Origin of the sequence: Lactococcus hircilactis, assembly GCF_009601015.1 — a bacterium.
GTDB lineage: Bacteria > Bacillota > Bacilli > Lactobacillales > Streptococcaceae > Lactococcus > Lactococcus hircilactis.
In genome coordinates, this window is the sequence record NZ_WITJ01000010.1 from 75,620 (window position 1) to 94,188 (window position 18,569).

The window sequence follows — 18,569 nt, forward strand, 5'->3', positions numbered from 1 at the left end:
ACAGAAATATTTTTACTCCTTGTCAGTGCTTAGCGTACCCAAAATAAAGTCATTTCGGCTGATTTATTTAAACCATTGATTGACTTGGTTTTGATGCGTTTTTATCCATGCTTTTGCCGCATTTTCTGGTGTTTTTCCTTTTTGGATTTCCAACATTACCTGCTCCATTTCCTCTTTTGTCCAATGAAAACGTTCTAAAACTTTATAGGCTGTAGGATTTTCTTTTTTAAGATTTTTTCTAACCACCGTGTTAATGTTTTCTTTAGTTCCCATCGTCTGTTTGGGATCTGAAAGATATTTCAGATCGTATTTATTAAACATCCAATGTGGTGACCATCCTGTGACAACAATTTCTTGATGTTGCTTAATTGCTTCACCTAAAGCTACCGTCATGGCACCTCCAGATGAGGGAACTAATTTCCATGCTTTTAAATTGTCGTAGCTGCGAAGCGTTTTTTCCGTCGCTTTCATCACACCCGCACCAGGTTCAATGCCCACAATCGTTTGATGTGCTTGATTTTTCAAATCAGAAATTTTTTCCACATTCATGTAGCTTGGAACAACAAGTCCAACCTGTGCCCCTTTTAAATTCGGTCCTAACAACGTTAAGGATTTCCCGTATTTTTTCCATTGCGTCTGGTGAGTATTCGGAAGCCAGGCAGAAATCATTCCATCAGCTTGACCATTTTTGAGCGTTTGCCAAGCCACCGTATTATCAAGTGCTGTTTTAGTTACATCAAACCCGTGTTCTTTCATTGCTTCCCCCAAAACATTAATGGCAGCAACCTCAGAATCCCAATTCATATAAACAAGATTGACTTTTTTAGCACTCGCTTTTTTTTCAAATGAAACTCCCGAAATTCCTCCGATAATCAATGCGAAAAGTCCAACCCACGCCACCACTTGTTTTGCTTTTTTATAACGTGAAGAAGCTTGCTTTTCTACAGGAGAAACGTTAAGTTTTTGTGTGAACCGATCAATAATAATCGCTAAAATAACAAGCGAAAGTCCACTGACAAAACCATTTCCAACATCTGCTGATTGTACTGCAGCGAGCACTCCACGTCCTAAACCTGGAGCACCAATCATTGAAGCAATCACAACCATCGATAAACCGAGCATGATCGTTTGATTGACCCCTGCTAAAATGGTACTTTTCGCTAATGGAAATTCAAGCTTCACTAATTTTTGAGCCGGGGTTGATCCAAAGGAATCTGCTGCTTCGACTAATTCTTTTGGCACTTGACGAATGCCAAGATGTGTCATTCGAACCGTTGGTGGTAATGCAAAAATAACTGAAGCAAATACTCCTGGAACAACGCCAATCCCAAAGAATGCAACCGCGGGAATTAAATAAACAAATCCAGGCATCGTTTGCATAAAATCAAGAATGGGTTGAACAATTTTAGCTGTGAGTTCTGATTTTGCCATCGCAATCCCAAGCGGAATCCCAATCAAGACTGACACCAAACTTGACAATAAAACCAACGTAATCGTGCTCATCAAATCTTGCCACAAGCCTTGATTTGCAATCAATGATAATCCCAAAAATGTGAAAAGTGGAAATCCAATTTTTTTCTTTGAAACTAAAAATGCAAAGAGTGTAATAACAAGAATCATCAACCAAAACGGAACCGCAGTTAAAGCGCCTGTTATGGTATTCATCAAACCTGTTCCTACTTTTTGAATGACATTAAATCCATCTGCGAAGTGGCGAGTAATCCAGTCTGTCGCATCAGACACCCAAGTGGCCAGTGCTATTTTTCCAAATGTAAAACTCATTGCTTCACCTCCTCTTTTTCTTTATCATCTGATGTATCTGCCAATGCTTCTAAAACACGTCCTCGAATCAATACCCCTTTTAGAAAACCAGAATCATCAATGACAGCAATAGGTGTTGGAGCATCATAAATCAAAGGAAGAATTTCACTGACCACTGTTGTTAAGCCCACAGTATCAATGTCTTTTGTCATTACCTCACGCAACAATTGATTGTTTTTTCTTGCCAAAATGGCTTGTTCACTTGTTACGACACCACACAAGCGACGTTGTCTATCAACTGCCATAAGCGAGCTGACTTCTTGTGTTTTCATTTTTTTAAGTGCAACGCTTGGACCATCCACATCGATATTGGTACTCAAAGCTGGAATCATAATATTTTCAGCTGTAATCACTTTTGATCGGTCCACATCTTCGACAAACGTTTTGACATAATCATTCGCTGGATGAGTTAAGATTTCTTCTCCAGTCCCAATCTGCATGATTTTCCCATCTTTCATAATCATGATCCGATCCCCGATTTTCAGGGCTTCATTCAAATCATGCGACACAAAAATGATCGTTTTTTGAAACGTAGCTTGTAATTCAAGCAGCTCGTCTTGCATGGCTCTACGAATTAACGGATCAAGTGCAGAAAAAGCTTCATCCATCAATAAAATCTCAGGATCGTTTGCTAAAGCTCTCGCTAAACCAACGCGTTGCTGCATCCCGCCAGATAATTGATTGGGATATTGATCCTTAAAGTCAAGCAAATTTGCATTTTCCAGTGCCTTTTCTGCTCTTTTTCGACGTTCTTCTTTTGGCACGTTCTGTACTTCCAAACCGTATTCTGTATTTTCTAAAATCGTGCGATGGGGAAAAAGTCCAAAATTTTGGAAAACCATACTCATTGTTTTTCGACGAATGTTTAATAATTCTTCTTTACTGACTTTCGCAACATCTTTTTGATCAATCAAAATGCGTCCGCTGGTTGGTTCAATCAACCGATTGAGCAAACGCAATAAAGTTGATTTCCCTGATCCTGACAATCCCATAATCACGAAAATTTCACCCGCTTCAATCTCAAAATTGGCATCATAAACACCAACTGTAGCCCCTGTTTTTTTCAAAATTTCTTGTTTAGATTTTCCTTGCTCAACATATGCAAGGGCAGACTTAATCCGTTTACCAAAAATTTTTGATAAATGTTCAATTTTAATTTTTACTCCCACACGCTTCTCCTTTACTTTGATTGCGAACGCAAAATGCTCCGCTCACTCTTTTTAAGTTTTTAATGTGTAATATAAACCACTATAAAGAAATATTAGTCATTTATTCGTATAATTAAAGTGACCATTCTATCATAACAATAAATGGTCACTGTGTCAAATTTATGATTTTACTAAAAAACCATTGCTAAAATCGCAACGGTTTGATTTAAATAATTATTTTACGAAAAAGAAATTTCGAGTAATTTGTAGTGTCTGCGCTCCTCCCACAAAATAAATCGTATCTCCCTGATTTAATGTGGCATAAGGACCAGGAGAAACCACTAATTCATCTTCTTTGAGAATTCCTACAATGGTTGCGCCAGTATTTTGCCATAAATTCATTTCGCCTAAATTTTTTCCATATTTTTCTGACGGTTCGTTTAATTCCAGTTCCAGTGGAGTCAGCGGATTTAATTTTTGAAAATGTCCTGTTTGCTCCACTAATTGATCCAAAATCGATGAAAAATGAATGAATTCAGACTGTTGTTTTTTGACACTCTGTATTATCTCTCCTTGAAGGTCCTGAATGCTTTGAACATCTTGATGTTGCGCCAAAAATTCTTGAGCTTTTTGCCGCGAGGAGATGATGACGCCACTGCCATGAACGGAATCAACAATTCCTAAATCATTCAATACACTAATGGATTTTCTCGCCGTTTCAGCCGAAACACCAAAGGTTGTTGCTAAAGTTGACCGTGCATAAATTTTTTGTCCCACTTTTAATTCATTTTTTGTTATTTTTTCTGCGATTAATAAGGCAATGTATTGATATTTAGGTTGCTTTGCAGTCACCATCGTGCTCATCCTTTTTTATTTTTATGAATGACTCATGATACAAGAAATTCATTTTTATTTCTTTTATTTTAGCAGTATTTCCTATAATTTACCAATTAGAATTCTTTTACAACAAAAAAAGACCATTCATCAAACAGTCTTTTGAAAAAATTTAAACACTTGTGTCTATCTAATTCCCAATGCAATCCGGGCATAACGGCTCATTTTATCCACGCTCCAGGCTGGATACCACACCAGATTGACCTTGATTTCGGTGACTTCTTTGACTTCTTTAAGGGCGTCATGGATTTGATCAGTCAAAAGATCAGCGAGCGGGCATCCCATGGTTGTCAGTGTCATTTTAATTTCTGTCAGTCCTGAATCATCAAAAATAATTTCATAAACAAGCCCAAGATTGATGATATCAATCCCAAGTTCTGGATCAATCACATTTTCCAGTGCTTCTAAAATCTTATTTTTAATTTCTTCGACTTGTTCTTCTGTATATTGTTCAGCCATTTTATTCTCCTTAGAGTTAAAAACATCCTTTGATGTCAAATCCATTTTACACCTTTTATTTTATCAAAATTTTTCAAAAAAAACTAGATGAAAACATCCAGTTTTAATTTTTTATGCTAATCTTGAAATTTTCTTAAAGAAACTTAATAATCCAGTAAATACAACGATGATGAGTATAAATCCTAAAACGTACCATCCGATTGTACCACTAAGGCCAATGGTTTGTCTTAACATTCTTAAGCCGTATGTCATTGGAAGGTAAGGGCTTATGTTTTGGAAAATTTGATCTGATAATTGAAGCGGATATGTTCCAGCGCTTGTTGCTAGTTGGAGCACTAACAAGACAATCAAGAGGAAATCTCCCACTTTACCAAGCCATGTCACAAAGAATGTCGAGATGGCCATGAAGGCAAAACTGATTAAGATCACTGCAAACAAGGTTTTGAGTGGGTAGTTTGGACGTAAGCCTAAAAGATAGACTGCTCCGTAAACAATGATGGCTTGAAGTAAGGCCACCACGCCGTGAGTTCCAATTTTTGCGAGCATAAACTCGCTTCCTTTTTTCCATTGCTTACCTGAAAAACTCGTTCCGATAACCACATTTGTCGCAATAGCACCGATGAAAAGCGCCACGCAGACCATGTATGGTGTCATTCCGACACCGTTTTTCTTGACATTATCTGGATCGCTATGTTTTAGTGTGACTGGTTTAGCGACAGCTTGTGCATTTTGTTTCGTGTTGTGCGTACCTTCTAGTTTATCACTCGCATCACCTAAAGCACTCGATAATTTTGTTGTGCCGTCAGAAAGCGTCACAAGTCCATCAGTTAAGCTACTACTTCCTTTTGCTAATTGAGTGCTGCCTGATGAAATTTTGCTTGCGCCATCTGCTAATTGGTTGCTGCCTGAGGCTAAACTTGGACTATTGGCTTGAAGTTTATTCAATCCCTCAACAAGAGATAAGGTTCCTGTAGATAAGGTTGGTCCATTGAGTTGAAGTTTTTGAAGTCCTGAGCTGAGTTGTGAGGTTCCTGCTGTTAAAGTTGACCCTTTTGTTTGAAGCTGTTTTACACCCGCGTAAACGGCAGATGTGCCTGCGGATAATTCCGCTGTGTGCGCTGCTACAGCTTGACTTCCATAAGTTAAGGCGTTAGCACCTGCGGTTAATGCTGGAAATTGACTAGTCGTCTTTTTTAGTCCTTCAACCATTTCTCCTGTCACCACATGTGTTTTATCTATTCCTGAGACTAGATTCCCGAGGCTTATTTTTGCATTTGGAAGGAGTGCGTTTGCATTTCCTGCTAATGCTTGATTTTGTGTCGCCATTTGGCTTAATTCGCCTTGAATTTGTTTAAGATTTTCTTGTGCTGTTTTAATGTCAGGTTGGGAATTTTGATTCATTGCACCGAGTAACTCCGCTTGTTTTTCTGGAGATAAACTCTTGAAAGCTGAGGTGGCTTCTACTGCACTTTTTTGAGCATTGAATTGTGCTTTTATATTTTCAAGATTTGTAGCAATCGTTGCTAATTGGTTTGCTATGGGATTTGACGCTGTCGCACCCTTTTGGATGGCCTGATTCAATTGATCTAAACCATTTTCCAATTTTGTAATTCCTTCTCTTTGAGTGCTTAAATCTGTGGGTTGTTTAGTATTTAAATCTGTGGCCTGATTCATTGTTGACAGACCAGCTTGGAGTGTTTCAATTCCTTTTACTAACTGAGGGATTTGATCTGTCAATTTTTTTGTGCCTGACGCAAGGTCTTGTGTGCCTTTACTAAGGCTGGTTGCACCATATGCGAGGGTTGACGTTCCATCTGCGACTTGATTGACTCCTGCCACGTATTGCTGCGTGCCATTTGATAAATCCTTCGCTCCGCTTGATGCTTGATTAACACCTGCTACATACTGCTGCGTGCCGCTTGATAATTGAGTCGCACCACTTGAAGCTTGTGACACACCCGATAAATATTGCTTTAATCCAACTTCTAGTGCATTTGCACCGTCATTGAAACTTAGGCTGGATTTTGCTAGCGTATCAAGATGTGTTGTAAGCTCTTTTGATCCAGATTGCGCTGTTGTTGCACCATTTGCTAACTTTTCAGAACCAGACTGTGCTTCTTTCATTCCTGATTTCAGTGTGTCTAGTTGCTCAAAGATAGATGTCGTGTACTGTTTTGTGATGTCGTTTGAGACTTCAGCTTTGAGTTGGTTCATCGCACTTTCGCTCATTTTTGATGAAATGTAATTGTGACCACTCGTTGTTTGATAATCCACTTGGACCAGCTTAGGATTTTTTGTCATCAAACTTGCAGCTTGACTTGAAAATGCTTCTGGAAGTGTCACTTTCATATAGTATTTTCCAGATTTGATCCCATCTGTTGCCGTTTTTTCAGATACAAAATGATAATCTAAATTTTTAGTTTTCTTGAGTTCTTTTACAAGGTCATTCCCGATTTTTAGCGTTTGTCCATCTAATTCAGACGGTTTGTCCAAATTCACGACGGCTACGGGTAACCGATTTAAGTTGCCGTATGGATCCCACATCGAACCTAAAAAGATATAATTATAGATGGCTGGTACAAGTGCCAGTGCAAGAATAACGATGATAAAAAACTTGTGTTTCAAAATGGCTTTCCATTCGTTTTTAAGCATTTTTTCCCCTTTTATTTTATAATTTGCGTTTTTACAGCGGCATCAATTTTTACATTTTTATTTGTAAGATATAGACAGAACGTCTAAAAATTGATATAATTGTATTATAACCTTTTTAAAAAAATTAACAATTCTTAAGTTTACTTTTTAGACATTTTGTTCATATTTGTCTATAAATCACTTTAATCCCTAATAAAAATGGAGGCTTCTTATGGCAACTGATCCCCGCAAAGATCGTACAAAAAGCTCACTTCGTGACGCAATGATTACTCTTCTTCAAAAAAAGACATTCGATCAAATTTCAACAACTGAATTAGTAAAAACAGCGGGAGTTAGTCGGAGCGGTTTTTATACGCATTATCAAGATAAATATGACATGATTGAGGCGTATCAGCGCATGCTGTTTAATACGATTCAGTATGTTTTTGAGAAAAATAATGGAAATTTGCGTGAAACGCTTCTTGAAACGTATCAATTTTTAAACAAAAATGAAATTTATGCAGCACTCCTTTCTGAAAATGGGAGTAAAGAAATTCATCAATTTATCCTTCAGAAACTCAAAGATTTATTAGAATTGTCGATTTTCCCTCAAAACCCTAGACATCATGAGGTTGGAAAACTTGGTAAAGTGTATGCTACAACTTATTTTGCTAACGCAATTTTCGGAGTGACACAAGCTTGGATTCGTCGAAATAAAAAAGAAACGCCAGCACAAATTACGGAACTCCTCATCAATCTTATCAATTAAGATGATAGACAAGCTGTTCAATTTGTTATCTTTTGTTATCTTTTAATGTGACTATGTTATGATGTTATCATCGTATGTTTCTAAATAATCGTCGTCAGTTTTCCAACTGTCGGCTTTTTTAATGGCGATGATTTTTTTGATTTCTATTTTTTCAAAGGTGTTTTTTTGGATTTCAAATAAACACTCTTCGTGATTTAAAATGGTCCTTACTCTTCCTCTTTTTTCATCGCATTGATATTCTGAAAAAATGAGGAGAGATAGAAAAGTTTGATGATTCCAAGCTTGTGCTAGGAGATTCAATTTTTCTTTTGGGGTGAGTTTGTCAGTACTGACAGCATTTTTTTCGTCATTTTTCCATTGACGCATGGCACTGCTGTGCTCTGACAGATAAAATCCCTGCCATTTCACCATGCCACGATCGTGATATTCTCGAATTGCTTGTGACGGATAATCCGATCGATCTACTCTATTGAAGTCCATCTAAACCTCCTGCAGAGTGTCCTCCAATCTGCTGACTTCTTTTAATGACCCGAGAATCCTTTGTCAGTGCTGATGCTTTTAATAATTTGGTAAATCCGTAGCGTTGTCGAATGGAATCGATGACTTCTTCTAAACGGGCTTCTTTTTCTTGTTTGGCGTAATTTTCTTCCTCATCAAATAAGCTAATTTTGTGATACGGCTGTGCAATTAGTCCACCATAACTCACTCCTAATCGCCTCACGCCTCCTTTTTCATAGCGCTCTAAAAAAAGAGAACGGACAGTAGTGACTAATGCTTTGGTTTGGTTGGTCGGATCAATTTTTTTTGTGGTATGAATCCCCTTTTTTTGCTCATCAAACGCATAACCGACGTCAAGTGAAACAGTTCTCGCTTCTTGGTTCATTCGACGCAAGCGTGTCGCAACCTGCTCGGCTAATTCACTCAAAACCAGTAAAATTTTTTCTTTCTGAACATAGGTTTTTGGCAAAGTTGTTGAGTTTGTGATGCTTCGATTTTTGGGACTGTACGGCTGTTTTTGAAGAGTACTTTCGTCAATACCATTGGCATGACAATAAAGTTGCACTCCTATCACGCCCATTCTTTGTTTTAATTCATCTGGATTTGCTTGAGCGAGTGCTTTGATGGAATGAATTCCCAAACGTGCTAAATTTTTTTGTGTTCGTTTTCCAATCCCCCAAAAATCAGTCATTTCCTCAATCGTCCATATTTTTCTTGGCACATCTTCATAATTAATTGAGGCACGCATGGTAGGTTCGTGTTTAGCATAATTATCAAGCGCTACTTTTGCAAGTAATGGGTTACTGTTACTCATCCCGACGGTTGAAACAATGCCGTTTGTCCGATCATAAATCACGCGCTGAAGCTTTTTAGAGACAATATCTAACTTTACTTTTCGACTTAAATTTTTTTCGTCAGCGCTGACATGGTAGTTCAAAAGGCTGGTCAAATCAATGAATCCTTCGTCAATGGAATACCAAAAACAATCTTCTGATGGTGCAATTTTTTCATGAATTGCTTTTTGAATCATCCCATTGACTTCGATATATCGTGCCATCGATGGTGGTGCAAAAATCGTTTGACGCGCCCAATATTCTACGTGTGCGACGTATGCTGGATTGGGCGGTTCAATGTCGGTTTTAAACGGACTTTTATGTTCTTTATTCCATTTGTACCAGTTGAACTTTCGCGTGTGGACATCAAAAGGGAGGTCTCGACTTCGCCCAACGTTTTCTTTGCCGAAAGCCCACTTAAATGTTGGTGAACTTGCTAATATCAAACCACTCGCATGATCAGCTTGACTCATTACACATAAACAAGCCCGCAAAGGTTTGAGTTGACGTGCTAAACACTCTACTGAAGCGTAAAAACTTTTCATATCAACAAAAGCAATATCACGATGCGGCTCTCTGCTATAATCAAAATTGAGTGGTGCATCGTCAATTTCAGAACTCGATTGAGCCATCATTTCCTCTTTTCTCAATCATTTATTGGAACAAAATGTCCCACAATTTTTCCAATGATGATTGGATTATCTTCTAAGCTGACAAATCGATCTGGGTACTTTTTATTGAGCGACTCCAGACGCAATCCATCTTTTTCAACAAAAACTTTTTTAATGTAAGTCACATTTGCTTCTTGCACATAAACAGCGTAGATCGCACCATCATAATCAAAGCCCGTCTCACGAATCAAAGCGACAGACCAATCCTTAAATTGAGGTTCCATTGAATCTCCGCGAATCCATGCGGCAATATCGTAAGTCGGCAACTCTTTGTCAGTAATGACAACATCAAAGCTGCCATCTCCAATCACCCCAAATCCATTTCCTGCTGACAGTCCCTCATAAACTTTGACCATGTTATAAGCGTGCGTATTTTGAATTGAAATGATACTTTCTTTTTGTTCTTTGACTTGTCCTTTTGCAAAATTCACAACTTTTTTCTTTCGGACCTGCGACAGCTGCTGATAATGATGAATCAACTCGCCTTCTTGAGCCTCTCGTTCTTCAAATAAATATGTAGGAACTTGAAAAAAATGGGCCAATTTATGGATATTTTCCTCAGAAGGGGATTTTGTCCCGCGCTCCCAATTACTGTAAGAAACTAGAGAAACATCAAGCGCATCCGCCAATTCTTTTTGAGTCATCTGTCTTTGCTGACGTAAATCACGCAATTGCTGATTTTTCATCTTCTTCTCCTTGAAATAAACTTCTTGGTTTATATTATAAACTATCGGTTTGTTTTTGTCAACGTTTTTTCTTCGTTTTAAGAAAAAAATTTCTGTCAGTACTGACAGAAACAAAAAAACCGCTCCATAGAGCGATTGATAAGTCGATTATTTAGCGCGACGTTCAGCAATACGAGCTGCTTTTCCTTGAAGCGCACGAAGATAATACAATTTAGCGCGACGTACTTGACCAAGACGAACCACTTCGATTTTTGCAACACGTGGCGTGTGCAATGGGAAAATACGTTCTACACCAACACCGTTTGAGATTTTACGAACCGTGTAAGTTTCAGAAATTCCACTTCCTTTACGCGCGATCACAACACCTTCAAAGATTTGGATACGTTCGCGTGTTCCTTCGACGACTTTCGCGTGAACTTTAACAGTATCACCAGAACGGAATTCAGGAATATCCGTACGAAGTTGACTTGCGTTGATTGATTCGATCAATGAGATTGACATTTTTTTCTCCTTTTGCCCATCATAAAGTGCATCTCCAGCGGATAGACAGTTGTATTTATGCACAAGGCACAAAAATAAGTATAACAAATTTTTCTCATCATTTCAAGAGCTTCATCTGTTTTTTCAGGTCAATGTTAAAAAAATTAGATTAAATCCTCGTTAATTTCATCCACCAACTCATGAATGTGATACATGCGCTCATCCAACTCATGGATTTGTTCTGCCGAGATCTGCAATTCCTGACTCAAAAATTCAGGCATTTTCCCTTCATATTTGTATTTTACTTTATGCTCTAATGTCGCCCAAAAATCCATCGCAGAAGTTCTCAGCTGAATCTCAACTTGACAAATTTGATCGCCAAATAAGCGCCCCAAATTAAGCTCAACGATCAAATGATAAGAACGATACCCACTCTCTTTTGGTGCCATCAAATAATCTTTTTCGCGAATTACAGTAAAATCAGCCTGATTTTTGATGATTTCAACGATTTCGTAAATATTTTTTGCATAAGCACAAATGATTCGGATTCCAGCAATATCATGTAACGTTTGATCTGCTATTTCTGCTGTTAATGGCAACCCTTTTTTATTGAGTTTTCCTGCAATACTCTCAGGAGATTTGATTCGTCTTTTAATGTGCTCAATCGGATTAACTGGCTCAAAAGCATTATAATAAGTATTCAAATTATTCAAATGCGTCATGACAATTTCTAATGCACAATTGTATTTGACCATGATATTTTTTAATTTTTCGAATTCTTCAACTTCAAAACGGTTTTTCTTTTTTTCTATATCCATTTTTCTAATTTCTATCGTATTTTGATAACGTCATCACGTGATCATTTTTGATTTGTACTGTCTCAATTATAACACAAAAAATGTTTGCATAAATGTGAAAATAAGTATCAAAAAAGGAGGATTTTTTGTTCTTGTGCGAGCCGGTTCAAAAATTCAACTTTTTGATCACTTTTGATTTGTACTGCCTCAATTATAACAAAATTTGATCCGTTTAGGCGGATCCATCGGAAATTTTTCGTCATCAAGATGAAACAAAAAGGCTTAAGCCTTTTTGTTTTGTTGCTCAAATTTTCGATGTTTTAATACAAAAGTCACATCACTTGCCTGTGCCACTTCATTTTCGTGCGTGACAATAATCACAATTTTATGATCTTCATGCGCAATTTTTTTAAAAAGTTCAACAATTTGTGCGGTGGTTTCTTCATCCAGATTTCCTGTGGGTTCATCTGCAATGATGACATCATGATTTAACACTAATGCACGCGCAATCGCCACACGCTGCTGCTGTCCTCCTGAGAGTTTACTGACAGGTTTTTTAATCAAATCATCTGTCAGCCCAACTTTTTCTAAAACATCAATGATGGCTTTTTTTTCATTATCAAATCTGACCGAGGATATTTTGACTGCGGTTTTGACATTGTCATAAGCACTCATATAAGTCAGCAAATTATAGGCTTGAAACACTGTACTGACCACTTTTTTTCGATAATTGGTCAAATGACCTGAGGTGATGACTTTTCCGTCAAAAGAAAGTTTTCCAGATTTCGGTTTATCTAATCCTGCAAGAATCGATAGAAACGTTGTTTTTCCTGAACCAGATTGTCCCAGAATTGCATAAACAAAACCGCGCTCAAAGCTTTCGCTCACTTCTTTAAATAAATAATCTTCTGGATTCGTATAATAATAAGTCATATTTTCAACTGTTAATGTCATAAAGTCTCCTTTTTGCACTTTTGTCAGTACTGACAAAACTATTTTTTTACTTTTTTGTGGTGTTTTTAATTGGTCAGCACTTGTTTTGGATTGAGCCGTAAAATACCGATAGAAGCAAGACCAACCGCCACCAAAGTGATGAGAATGGCGATGCCTAAGAGTAAGAAAATCTCACTAGCAGAAGTTTTAATGTTTAATTTTTCAAGCGCTTTTGCTTGTTGACTGGATTGACCAAATCCCATCGCACCACCCGCACGTCTCATAAATCCGCCATTATTTCCAGCAGCAAAACCAGCCCCACGTGTTGCATTTTGAGCGTTACCTGAAGGAGTTCTGTTTGTGTTGCGCATCATATTCGTATTTGTAACCGTTTGAGTGGTTTCTTGTTTCAATAATTGTTGACCGACCACATTTCCGACCACATTTCCAGCAGCAGAGGCAAGACCAACAGATACGAGCATTACAATGAACAATTCAACGAAAAATTGAGCTACGATTTTTGCTTTGGTCTCGCCCAAACTCATCAATACACCAATTTCAAAACGCCGTTCACGTACCATCAGCATAACAATCAGCGCTAAAATAATGGCTCCTGCAAGCGCAACAAGTAACACAATATTTTTTGCAAAACTCGCCACATTATTAAGCGATGTTTTTACATTTTGATAAGCTGTATCATTTTTAGAAACCGTGAAATTACTGTTGTTGACAAGTTTATTTGCCTCAGTGACAAAGCGATCCGCATGGGATGGATTTTCCATGTTGTAAGTCGCCGTTGAGATTTGACCTGTCGTCGCCTTCATCGCATTGGCAACTGAGAGCGCCGTGTACATGCTGTTCATATAGGAAATCGAGTTTTCCGTTGAGCTGCTGGTCGTTGTGTAAATCCCAACAACTTTCATCGTATAAGTTTTACTGTTGGTGTCTTTAAGAACGAAAGTCGAGCCAACGTTCAGGTTATTTTGGCTCGCAAGCGTGCTTTCGATGACCACATTGTTTGTTCCTTGATCAGATGGTGTAATCGCACGCCCTGATGTCATTTTATAGCTGCTTGTAAAGCTGCTATTGACAGACAAATTATTTGTACCAACGATGGTGAAGTCACTCTGATTCGCACCGCCAAACATTCCCCCACCAAAACCTCCACCACGTCCCTCTGAAGTCGTATTTGATGAGGATGTGGACGAAGTTGAGGTCTCAGAAACCTTTGTTATCCCAGAGCTAGCACTCGCTTGAGCATTGTAAGTAAAGCTGTAAGACTTGATGCCTGAAAGATCAGCGATTTTTTGTGCTGTCGTCTCAGCGATGGTTGGCAAAGTAATCCCAAAGTGCTGTTTGTCCGTCGCACTCGTACTACTTGTGCTCGAATTTGAACTCTGCGCAGATGCTTGTGCTGCTTTGATCACATTTTGCATGTTCACGGATAAAGAAACACTTGCTCCTGCTGCTTTTTTTGCATTGGCAATCGAAGCATTGGCTGCACTATTGATGATTAATCCTGACAAAACAAAGATTAAGATGGCTGAAAACGCCACGATAAGTAAGATGGTACGAGTGATTTTTGCTTTGGTAAATAGCCAAGCACGTCTTATAAAATCCATAGTTATTCCTCATTTCTTTCTGCCTCAACAGATGAAGGGACAGTGACATCAAACGCCTGAATTCGTCGTGGCATTTGTATTTTGGGTGGATGAATCAGATTGCTCTGATTGAGATGAATTGGACGCACCAGATGAATCCGAAGGCTGTGTAGCGCCCGTATTATCATCTGTTGTTCCACTTTTTTGATTTGGAAAACCTTGATTCGGCATATTTTGATCAAAACGCCGTCTGTAAAATTGATTCATTTGTTCAGCATTACTGCTTGTCGCTTGTTTTTGTCCCAGAAAATATCCTCCAGCACCACCAAGAATCAAAGTGATGAACGCAGTAATAATAACAAGTTTATTTTTAATTAATTTTTGAACCATCTTTTCCCCTTTCTCTTTGAGACTGAACTAAGTGTAATCCTAAGGACTTAAAATCGACTTATCAGGGACTAAAACGAACCTAAAAATCTAAAAATTTCATAAAAAAAAATTCTGTCAGTACTGACAGAATACAAAAATTCTTTTAGATTTGTGTAAATAAGTTGCTGTCAGTACTGACAGCATTTGTGCGTGTTGATCTAAACAACAAAATAAATTAAGAGTGCAAAACCTGAGAGCATTGCAGTGGTCGTCCAAAAAACAAAATCAATTTTCCACTCTGACCATCCTGCACCATGTCCAGAAAACCCTCCTAATTCAAAATGATGATGAATCGGAGTCATCCTGAAAATGCGCTTTCCACCAGTTCGCTTAAAATACGTCACCTGAAGCATGACTGACAACGTCTCAATCACATAAATCGCACCAACCAAAAGCAAAGTCCATTCCACATGGAGCAAAATCGAAATCATCGCCAAGAATCCTCCTAAAGCCAGACTTCCGACATCTCCCATAAAGATCTTAGCAGGTTTATGATTAAAGACAAAAAAGCCAAATAAGCTTCCAATCATCGCAAGAATGATCATCAAAATATCATAATGTTGTTGTGCCACAGCAATAATCGCGTAAGCAATCAGCGAGATTGCAACTGTGATTGAAGCCAAACCATCAATTCCATCTGTCAGATTAACCGCATTAGACCAGCCAACGAGCCAAACAATGATGAAAAAGAAGAAAAAGAAACTCAAATTAAAATCGAAGTGAAAAAGGATGAGATGATTTGGGACCATCGCCTGATCTGGACTCATGCCGCGTGCTGGAGCCAGTCCTTTGATATGAGGTGCAGCAAGGTAAATCACGTATGACACAATGCCAATCAAAATCTGTGCAATCAATTTTTGCATCACCGTCAATCCCTGATTGACTTTTTTAAAAATTTTTAAGAAATCATCAAAAAATCCTACAACGGCATACATCGCAAGTACCCACCACGTGATGAGAAATAAGGGACTGAACACATTAAAACTGATCGCTGCGATCAACGACACCACTAATGTCACCACAACAAAGACAAAACCACCCATCGTCGGGGTTCCGGCTTTATTTGCGTGTTGTTTCACTTCTTCTAGGGTTGGCTGTCCGCCCAATTTTTTCTTATGGAAATACATAATGAAGCGAGGGATTCCAATCATGGTAAACACCATTGAAATCACTGCGACAATCACTCCGCCAAATAACATTTTTTTCTCCTCTTTGAACCTTAGTGACCTAACGTCACTGTGATGCTCTGCCCTCTTTTAAGATTAGCTGATGCGGCAACATCTTGATCAACAACTTTATTACCAGATCCAGAATACGTCACTTTCAATTGATACCATTTTGCAACCTGTTCTACCTGTTTTTTGGTCCAGTCATACATATCAGGCATGACAGGATCTCCATTCGTCAAAAGCAAAATTCGCGTATTCGCATCAACCTTTTGATTTGCAGCAATGGATTGCGACACAATTTTTGAACCTGGATTCGTCGTAGAACCCACTAAAACAGGCTGCAATATCTCTTGTCTCAACTGATCTGCCATATCCCCTGGATTTTTATCTTTATACGCTCCAATTTTGACAGCTCCCGCTTTTGTGACACTTGTGCTTTGGAAAATTTCGCTCTTTCTAGCTTCTGCCAAAGTCAACACAGGATTAATCACGCGACTAATATAGTGTAATGTCCAAGGTTTTGTTGGCAACTTGATGTTCATGTACATGATAAAATCAGGATTTGACGCAGGATACATTGCAACCATTGAGTAAAGATTACTCTCTAATCCCGAAATATATCCTCCACCAGCAGCTGCGATTTGTGCAGTCCCTGTTTTCACAGCAGCAGGTTGACCATTAATTTGAATCAACGGACTATTTGGTGCAATATTATCTTGTGGATCTCCAAGATTAGTGAAAGCCGTCCCATACGTTGCATTAGTATCAACGCCCTCCATCAGATTCAGCGTTTTAGAAATGGCAGAATCAGACACCGGTTTTCCAATCACTTCTCGTCCAACAGAGCGTTCCGTCTGATCATTAGGATTCACGATTTGACTCACACCATGTGGTTCAAGCATCACTCCTTCATTAGCAAAAGCAGTCCATCCTCGTAACAATTGAATTTGCGTCACAGCAATCCCTTGACCAAAAGCAGATTGCACTTGGGAAACGACATTCGCAGCAGGAAGGGCACTTGCGATTTCACCAGATAATCCCGTTCGTGTGCGCATATCAAATTTATATTTTTGCAAATATTGTTTCCACAGTGGATAGCCCATGTTTTGCTCAATCGTACTCATTCCGACATTACTTGACATCATAAAACCATCTGCAAAACTGACACCCATGACTGGTTTTTGGTACTGTCCTTCATTTTCATTAAAGTCGGCATCATAAATCGTGACATCGGCAATTTTAAACTTCGTCCGATTGTATGTTGCATTTAAATTAACTTTGTTGCTATCTAAAGCGGAGGACATCAAAAATGTTTTCATGACAGACCCAGGTTCAAACGAACTTTGAAAAAGCAAGCTGTTCCAGGTAAAATATTTTTGATCCGTCGCTTTATTTTTAGTATCTGGTGTATATGTTGGACGTTGTGTGGTCGCTAAGATCTGTCCGTCTTTGGTCATGATAGTCGCAGAGAGTTGTTGCGCTCCAGAATCTGCAGCTGCTTGATCCATCTTGCTCTCAAGTAATTCTTGAATGCGTGAATCAATCGTTGTATAAACATTTGATCCATTTTCAACTTGTTTGATGACTTTTGTTGTCCCAGGTAAGGGATGTCCTGAAGCATCTTTTTGGAAAGTCTCCACACCATTTTTTCCACTCAATACATGATTATAAGCAAGCTCTAACCCATCGGCTCCAACTAAAGTATCATTATTTGATGTTGTTGTTCCAATGAATTGAGAAGCAAAACCTGATCCAACGTTTGACATCGGATAAGAGCGCGCCGTTGTTGCAGAAAAACCGACACCAACTAACCCTTGATCATCTGCTGCTTTTTGGAGATCTTGCATTTTTTTGAGTGAAATGTTGCTTCCTTTTGTCCCAAATTGAACTTGTTTGGCTCCTTTAAGATTAAGCTGTGTTTCAATTAACTTTTTATCAATCCCTAATTGACTGTTTAAAAAATTCGTCAGCTTAGGAAATTCACTCTTATCTGCGTACAGCTTATGGTGATTAACATCCGTTTGTTTTTTATCAAGAACGACATAAATCGTGTAATTACTTGAGTCAACGGCAATCGGTGTGCCATAACGATCAAAAATCGTCCCTCGCTTTGCTGGAACTTTTATCGTACTTTGATAATTATATGTGGCATATTCTTTTAAATTTGTGTCCCCAATATGATTGACAGTCACTAACCATACCAACCTAAAAATAAAAATCGCAAACACAGCAATAGCTAGGAAAAACAGGTTTTTACCTACGTGTTTACGGTTTCTTTCTGGACTTAAATTTTCTTTTTTTGCGTGCTTTGAGACTTTTCTAAAAGGCAGTAAAAATAATTTTTTGAAAAATTTGATCATTTTGTCGCTTTCAATACATTAGAGAAATTTTGTGACATGCCATCTTTCGTAGCAATGTCAGAGATTTGTTGGCCAGATCCAAGATCTGTAATTTGTTGATTATATTCCGTGTTTTTCGTTTGCAACTGATTAATTTGCGTGGTTAAACTTACCGTTCTTCCTTCTACTTCTTGTGTTTTAGTTTTGATATAAAGAAGACCAATGACGATTGTCAACGTTGCAATGATAAGTACAGTATAAAACACTTTTTCCACTGTATCAAATTTTTTGAATTTACTCGCGAGTACTTCAGGAGCTAATGAGCTTTTATCGATACGATAACTGTCTTTTTTTGCTGCAGTTTTAATATCGAAATATTCTTTGGGTTGAGCGGCCATTTTTTCCTCCTTT

17 protein-coding genes are annotated in these 18,569 nt (G+C 38.3%); 1 reads left to right on the top strand and 16 read right to left on the bottom strand.

What is annotated here, in order from left to right; genetic code table 11:
* Positions 1 to 63 precede the first annotated feature (63 nt).
* From GHI93_RS08220 to GHI93_RS08240, 5 genes are all read right to left on the bottom strand, one after another.
* Positions 64 to 1,782 (bottom strand): ABC transporter permease/substrate binding protein, encoded by a 1,719-nt coding sequence (locus GHI93_RS08220; protein WP_153496572.1) that lies wholly within the window; start codon positions 1,780 to 1,782, stop codon positions 64 to 66.
* Positions 1,779 to 2,990 carry a quaternary amine ABC transporter ATP-binding protein gene (locus tag GHI93_RS08225; protein WP_343030346.1) on the bottom strand — a complete coding sequence of 404 codons (1,212 nt, stop codon included), beginning with the start codon at positions 2,988 to 2,990 and terminating at the stop codon, positions 1,779 to 1,781. The genes GHI93_RS08220 and GHI93_RS08225 overlap by 4 nt, the downstream gene beginning before the upstream one ends.
* Before the next feature lie 213 nt (positions 2,991 to 3,203).
* On the bottom strand, positions 3,204 to 3,824 hold the full coding sequence (locus tag GHI93_RS08230; RefSeq protein WP_153496573.1) for a GntR family transcriptional regulator: 621 nt from the start codon (positions 3,822 to 3,824) through the stop codon (positions 3,204 to 3,206).
* Positions 3,825 to 3,989: 165 nt separating this feature from the next.
* Positions 3,990 to 4,322, bottom strand: a complete 333-nt coding sequence (locus tag GHI93_RS08235) for a metal-sulfur cluster assembly factor (RefSeq protein WP_153496574.1) — start codon at positions 4,320 to 4,322, stop codon at positions 3,990 to 3,992.
* A gap of 111 nt (positions 4,323 to 4,433) precedes the next feature.
* Positions 4,434 to 6,974 carry a YhgE/Pip domain-containing protein gene (locus GHI93_RS08240; RefSeq protein ID WP_153496575.1) on the bottom strand — a complete coding sequence of 847 codons (2,541 nt, stop codon included), beginning with the start codon at positions 6,972 to 6,974 and terminating at the stop codon, positions 4,434 to 4,436.
* Positions 6,975 to 7,185: 211 nt separating this feature from the next.
* On the opposite strand from GHI93_RS08240, the gene GHI93_RS08245 reads away from it, so the two are divergent.
* Positions 7,186 to 7,722, top strand: coding sequence for a TetR/AcrR family transcriptional regulator (locus tag GHI93_RS08245; RefSeq protein WP_153496576.1), 537 nt, complete (start codon positions 7,186 to 7,188; stop codon positions 7,720 to 7,722).
* Between the two features lie 51 nt (positions 7,723 to 7,773).
* Here the strand turns inward: GHI93_RS08245 and GHI93_RS08250 are convergent, their stop codons facing one another.
* From GHI93_RS08250 to GHI93_RS08300, 11 genes are all read right to left on the bottom strand, one after another.
* Complete coding sequence (locus GHI93_RS08250) at positions 7,774 to 8,202, bottom strand: hypothetical protein (protein WP_153496577.1); 429 nt, start codon at positions 8,200 to 8,202, stop codon at positions 7,774 to 7,776.
* Positions 8,189 to 9,685 carry a DinB/UmuC family translesion DNA polymerase gene (locus GHI93_RS08255; RefSeq protein WP_153496578.1) on the bottom strand — a complete coding sequence of 499 codons (1,497 nt, stop codon included), beginning with the start codon at positions 9,683 to 9,685 and terminating at the stop codon, positions 8,189 to 8,191. The genes GHI93_RS08250 and GHI93_RS08255 overlap by 14 nt, the downstream gene beginning before the upstream one ends.
* A gap of 14 nt (positions 9,686 to 9,699) precedes the next feature.
* Positions 9,700 to 10,410, bottom strand: coding sequence for an XRE family transcriptional regulator (locus GHI93_RS08260; protein ID WP_153496579.1), 711 nt, complete (start codon positions 10,408 to 10,410; stop codon positions 9,700 to 9,702).
* Positions 10,411 to 10,557: 147 nt separating this feature from the next.
* Positions 10,558 to 10,911, bottom strand: coding sequence for a 50S ribosomal protein L19 (gene rplS, locus GHI93_RS08265; RefSeq protein WP_153496580.1), 354 nt, complete (start codon positions 10,909 to 10,911; stop codon positions 10,558 to 10,560).
* A gap of 143 nt (positions 10,912 to 11,054) precedes the next feature.
* Positions 11,055 to 11,708, bottom strand: coding sequence for a GTP pyrophosphokinase (locus GHI93_RS08270; protein WP_153496581.1), 654 nt, complete (start codon positions 11,706 to 11,708; stop codon positions 11,055 to 11,057).
* Positions 11,709 to 11,969: 261 nt separating this feature from the next.
* Complete coding sequence (locus GHI93_RS08275) at positions 11,970 to 12,641, bottom strand: ABC transporter ATP-binding protein (protein ID WP_153496582.1); 672 nt, start codon at positions 12,639 to 12,641, stop codon at positions 11,970 to 11,972.
* 65 nt (positions 12,642 to 12,706) lie between these two features.
* Positions 12,707 to 14,242 (bottom strand): ABC transporter permease, encoded by a 1,536-nt coding sequence (locus tag GHI93_RS08280; RefSeq protein WP_153496583.1) that lies wholly within the window; start codon positions 14,240 to 14,242, stop codon positions 12,707 to 12,709.
* 48 nt (positions 14,243 to 14,290) lie between these two features.
* Complete coding sequence (locus GHI93_RS08285) at positions 14,291 to 14,611, bottom strand: hypothetical protein (protein ID WP_153496584.1); 321 nt, start codon at positions 14,609 to 14,611, stop codon at positions 14,291 to 14,293.
* 197 nt (positions 14,612 to 14,808) lie between these two features.
* Positions 14,809 to 15,849, bottom strand: a complete 1,041-nt coding sequence (mraY, locus tag GHI93_RS08290) for a phospho-N-acetylmuramoyl-pentapeptide-transferase (RefSeq protein WP_153496585.1) — start codon at positions 15,847 to 15,849, stop codon at positions 14,809 to 14,811.
* A 20-nt stretch (positions 15,850 to 15,869) separates the two neighbouring features.
* On the bottom strand, positions 15,870 to 18,179 hold the full coding sequence (locus GHI93_RS08295; RefSeq protein ID WP_153496586.1) for a penicillin-binding transpeptidase domain-containing protein: 2,310 nt from the start codon (positions 18,177 to 18,179) through the stop codon (positions 15,870 to 15,872).
* A complete protein-coding gene (locus GHI93_RS08300; protein WP_153496587.1) occupies positions 18,176 to 18,556 on the bottom strand; it encodes a cell division protein FtsL in 381 nt (126 codons plus the stop codon). The genes GHI93_RS08295 and GHI93_RS08300 overlap by 4 nt, the downstream gene beginning before the upstream one ends.
* Positions 18,557 to 18,569 lie beyond the last annotated feature (13 nt).

What these genes read in the sequence shown, in the direction of transcription:
- GHI93_RS08235 (WP_153496574.1), bottom strand. Translation starts at nt 4,322, where the DNA reads ATGGCTGAACAATATACAGAAGAACAAGTCGAAGAAATTAAAAATAAG.
- GHI93_RS08255 (WP_153496578.1), bottom strand. Translation starts at nt 9,685, where the DNA reads ATGGCTCAATCGAGTTCTGAAATTGACGATGCACCACTCAATTTTGAT.
- GHI93_RS08250 (WP_153496577.1), bottom strand. Translation starts at nt 8,202, where the DNA reads ATGGACTTCAATAGAGTAGATCGATCGGATTATCCGTCACAAGCAATT.
- GHI93_RS08230 (WP_153496573.1), bottom strand. Translation starts at nt 3,824, where the DNA reads ATGGTGACTGCAAAGCAACCTAAATATCAATACATTGCCTTATTAATC.
- GHI93_RS08280 (WP_153496583.1), bottom strand. Translation starts at nt 14,242, where the DNA reads ATGGATTTTATAAGACGTGCTTGGCTATTTACCAAAGCAAAAATCACT.
- GHI93_RS08220 (WP_153496572.1), bottom strand. Translation starts at nt 1,782, where the DNA reads ATGAGTTTTACATTTGGAAAAATAGCACTGGCCACTTGGGTGTCTGAT.
- GHI93_RS08245 (WP_153496576.1), top strand. Translation starts at nt 7,186, where the DNA reads ATGGCAACTGATCCCCGCAAAGATCGTACAAAAAGCTCACTTCGTGAC.
- GHI93_RS08270 (WP_153496581.1), bottom strand. Translation starts at nt 11,708, where the DNA reads ATGGATATAGAAAAAAAGAAAAACCGTTTTGAAGTTGAAGAATTCGAA.
- GHI93_RS08240 (WP_153496575.1), bottom strand. Translation starts at nt 6,974, where the DNA reads ATGCTTAAAAACGAATGGAAAGCCATTTTGAAACACAAGTTTTTTATC.
- mraY (WP_153496585.1), bottom strand. Translation starts at nt 15,849, where the DNA reads ATGTTATTTGGCGGAGTGATTGTCGCAGTGATTTCAATGGTGTTTACC.
- GHI93_RS08295 (WP_153496586.1), bottom strand. Translation starts at nt 18,179, where the DNA reads ATGATCAAATTTTTCAAAAAATTATTTTTACTGCCTTTTAGAAAAGTC.
- GHI93_RS08275 (WP_153496582.1), bottom strand. Translation starts at nt 12,641, where the DNA reads ATGACATTAACAGTTGAAAATATGACTTATTATTATACGAATCCAGAA.
- rplS (WP_153496580.1), bottom strand. Translation starts at nt 10,911, where the DNA reads ATGTCAATCTCATTGATCGAATCAATCAACGCAAGTCAACTTCGTACG.
- GHI93_RS08260 (WP_153496579.1), bottom strand. Translation starts at nt 10,410, where the DNA reads ATGAAAAATCAGCAATTGCGTGATTTACGTCAGCAAAGACAGATGACT.
- GHI93_RS08285 (WP_153496584.1), bottom strand. Translation starts at nt 14,611, where the DNA reads ATGGTTCAAAAATTAATTAAAAATAAACTTGTTATTATTACTGCGTTC.
- GHI93_RS08300 (WP_153496587.1), bottom strand. Translation starts at nt 18,556, where the DNA reads ATGGCCGCTCAACCCAAAGAATATTTCGATATTAAAACTGCAGCAAAA.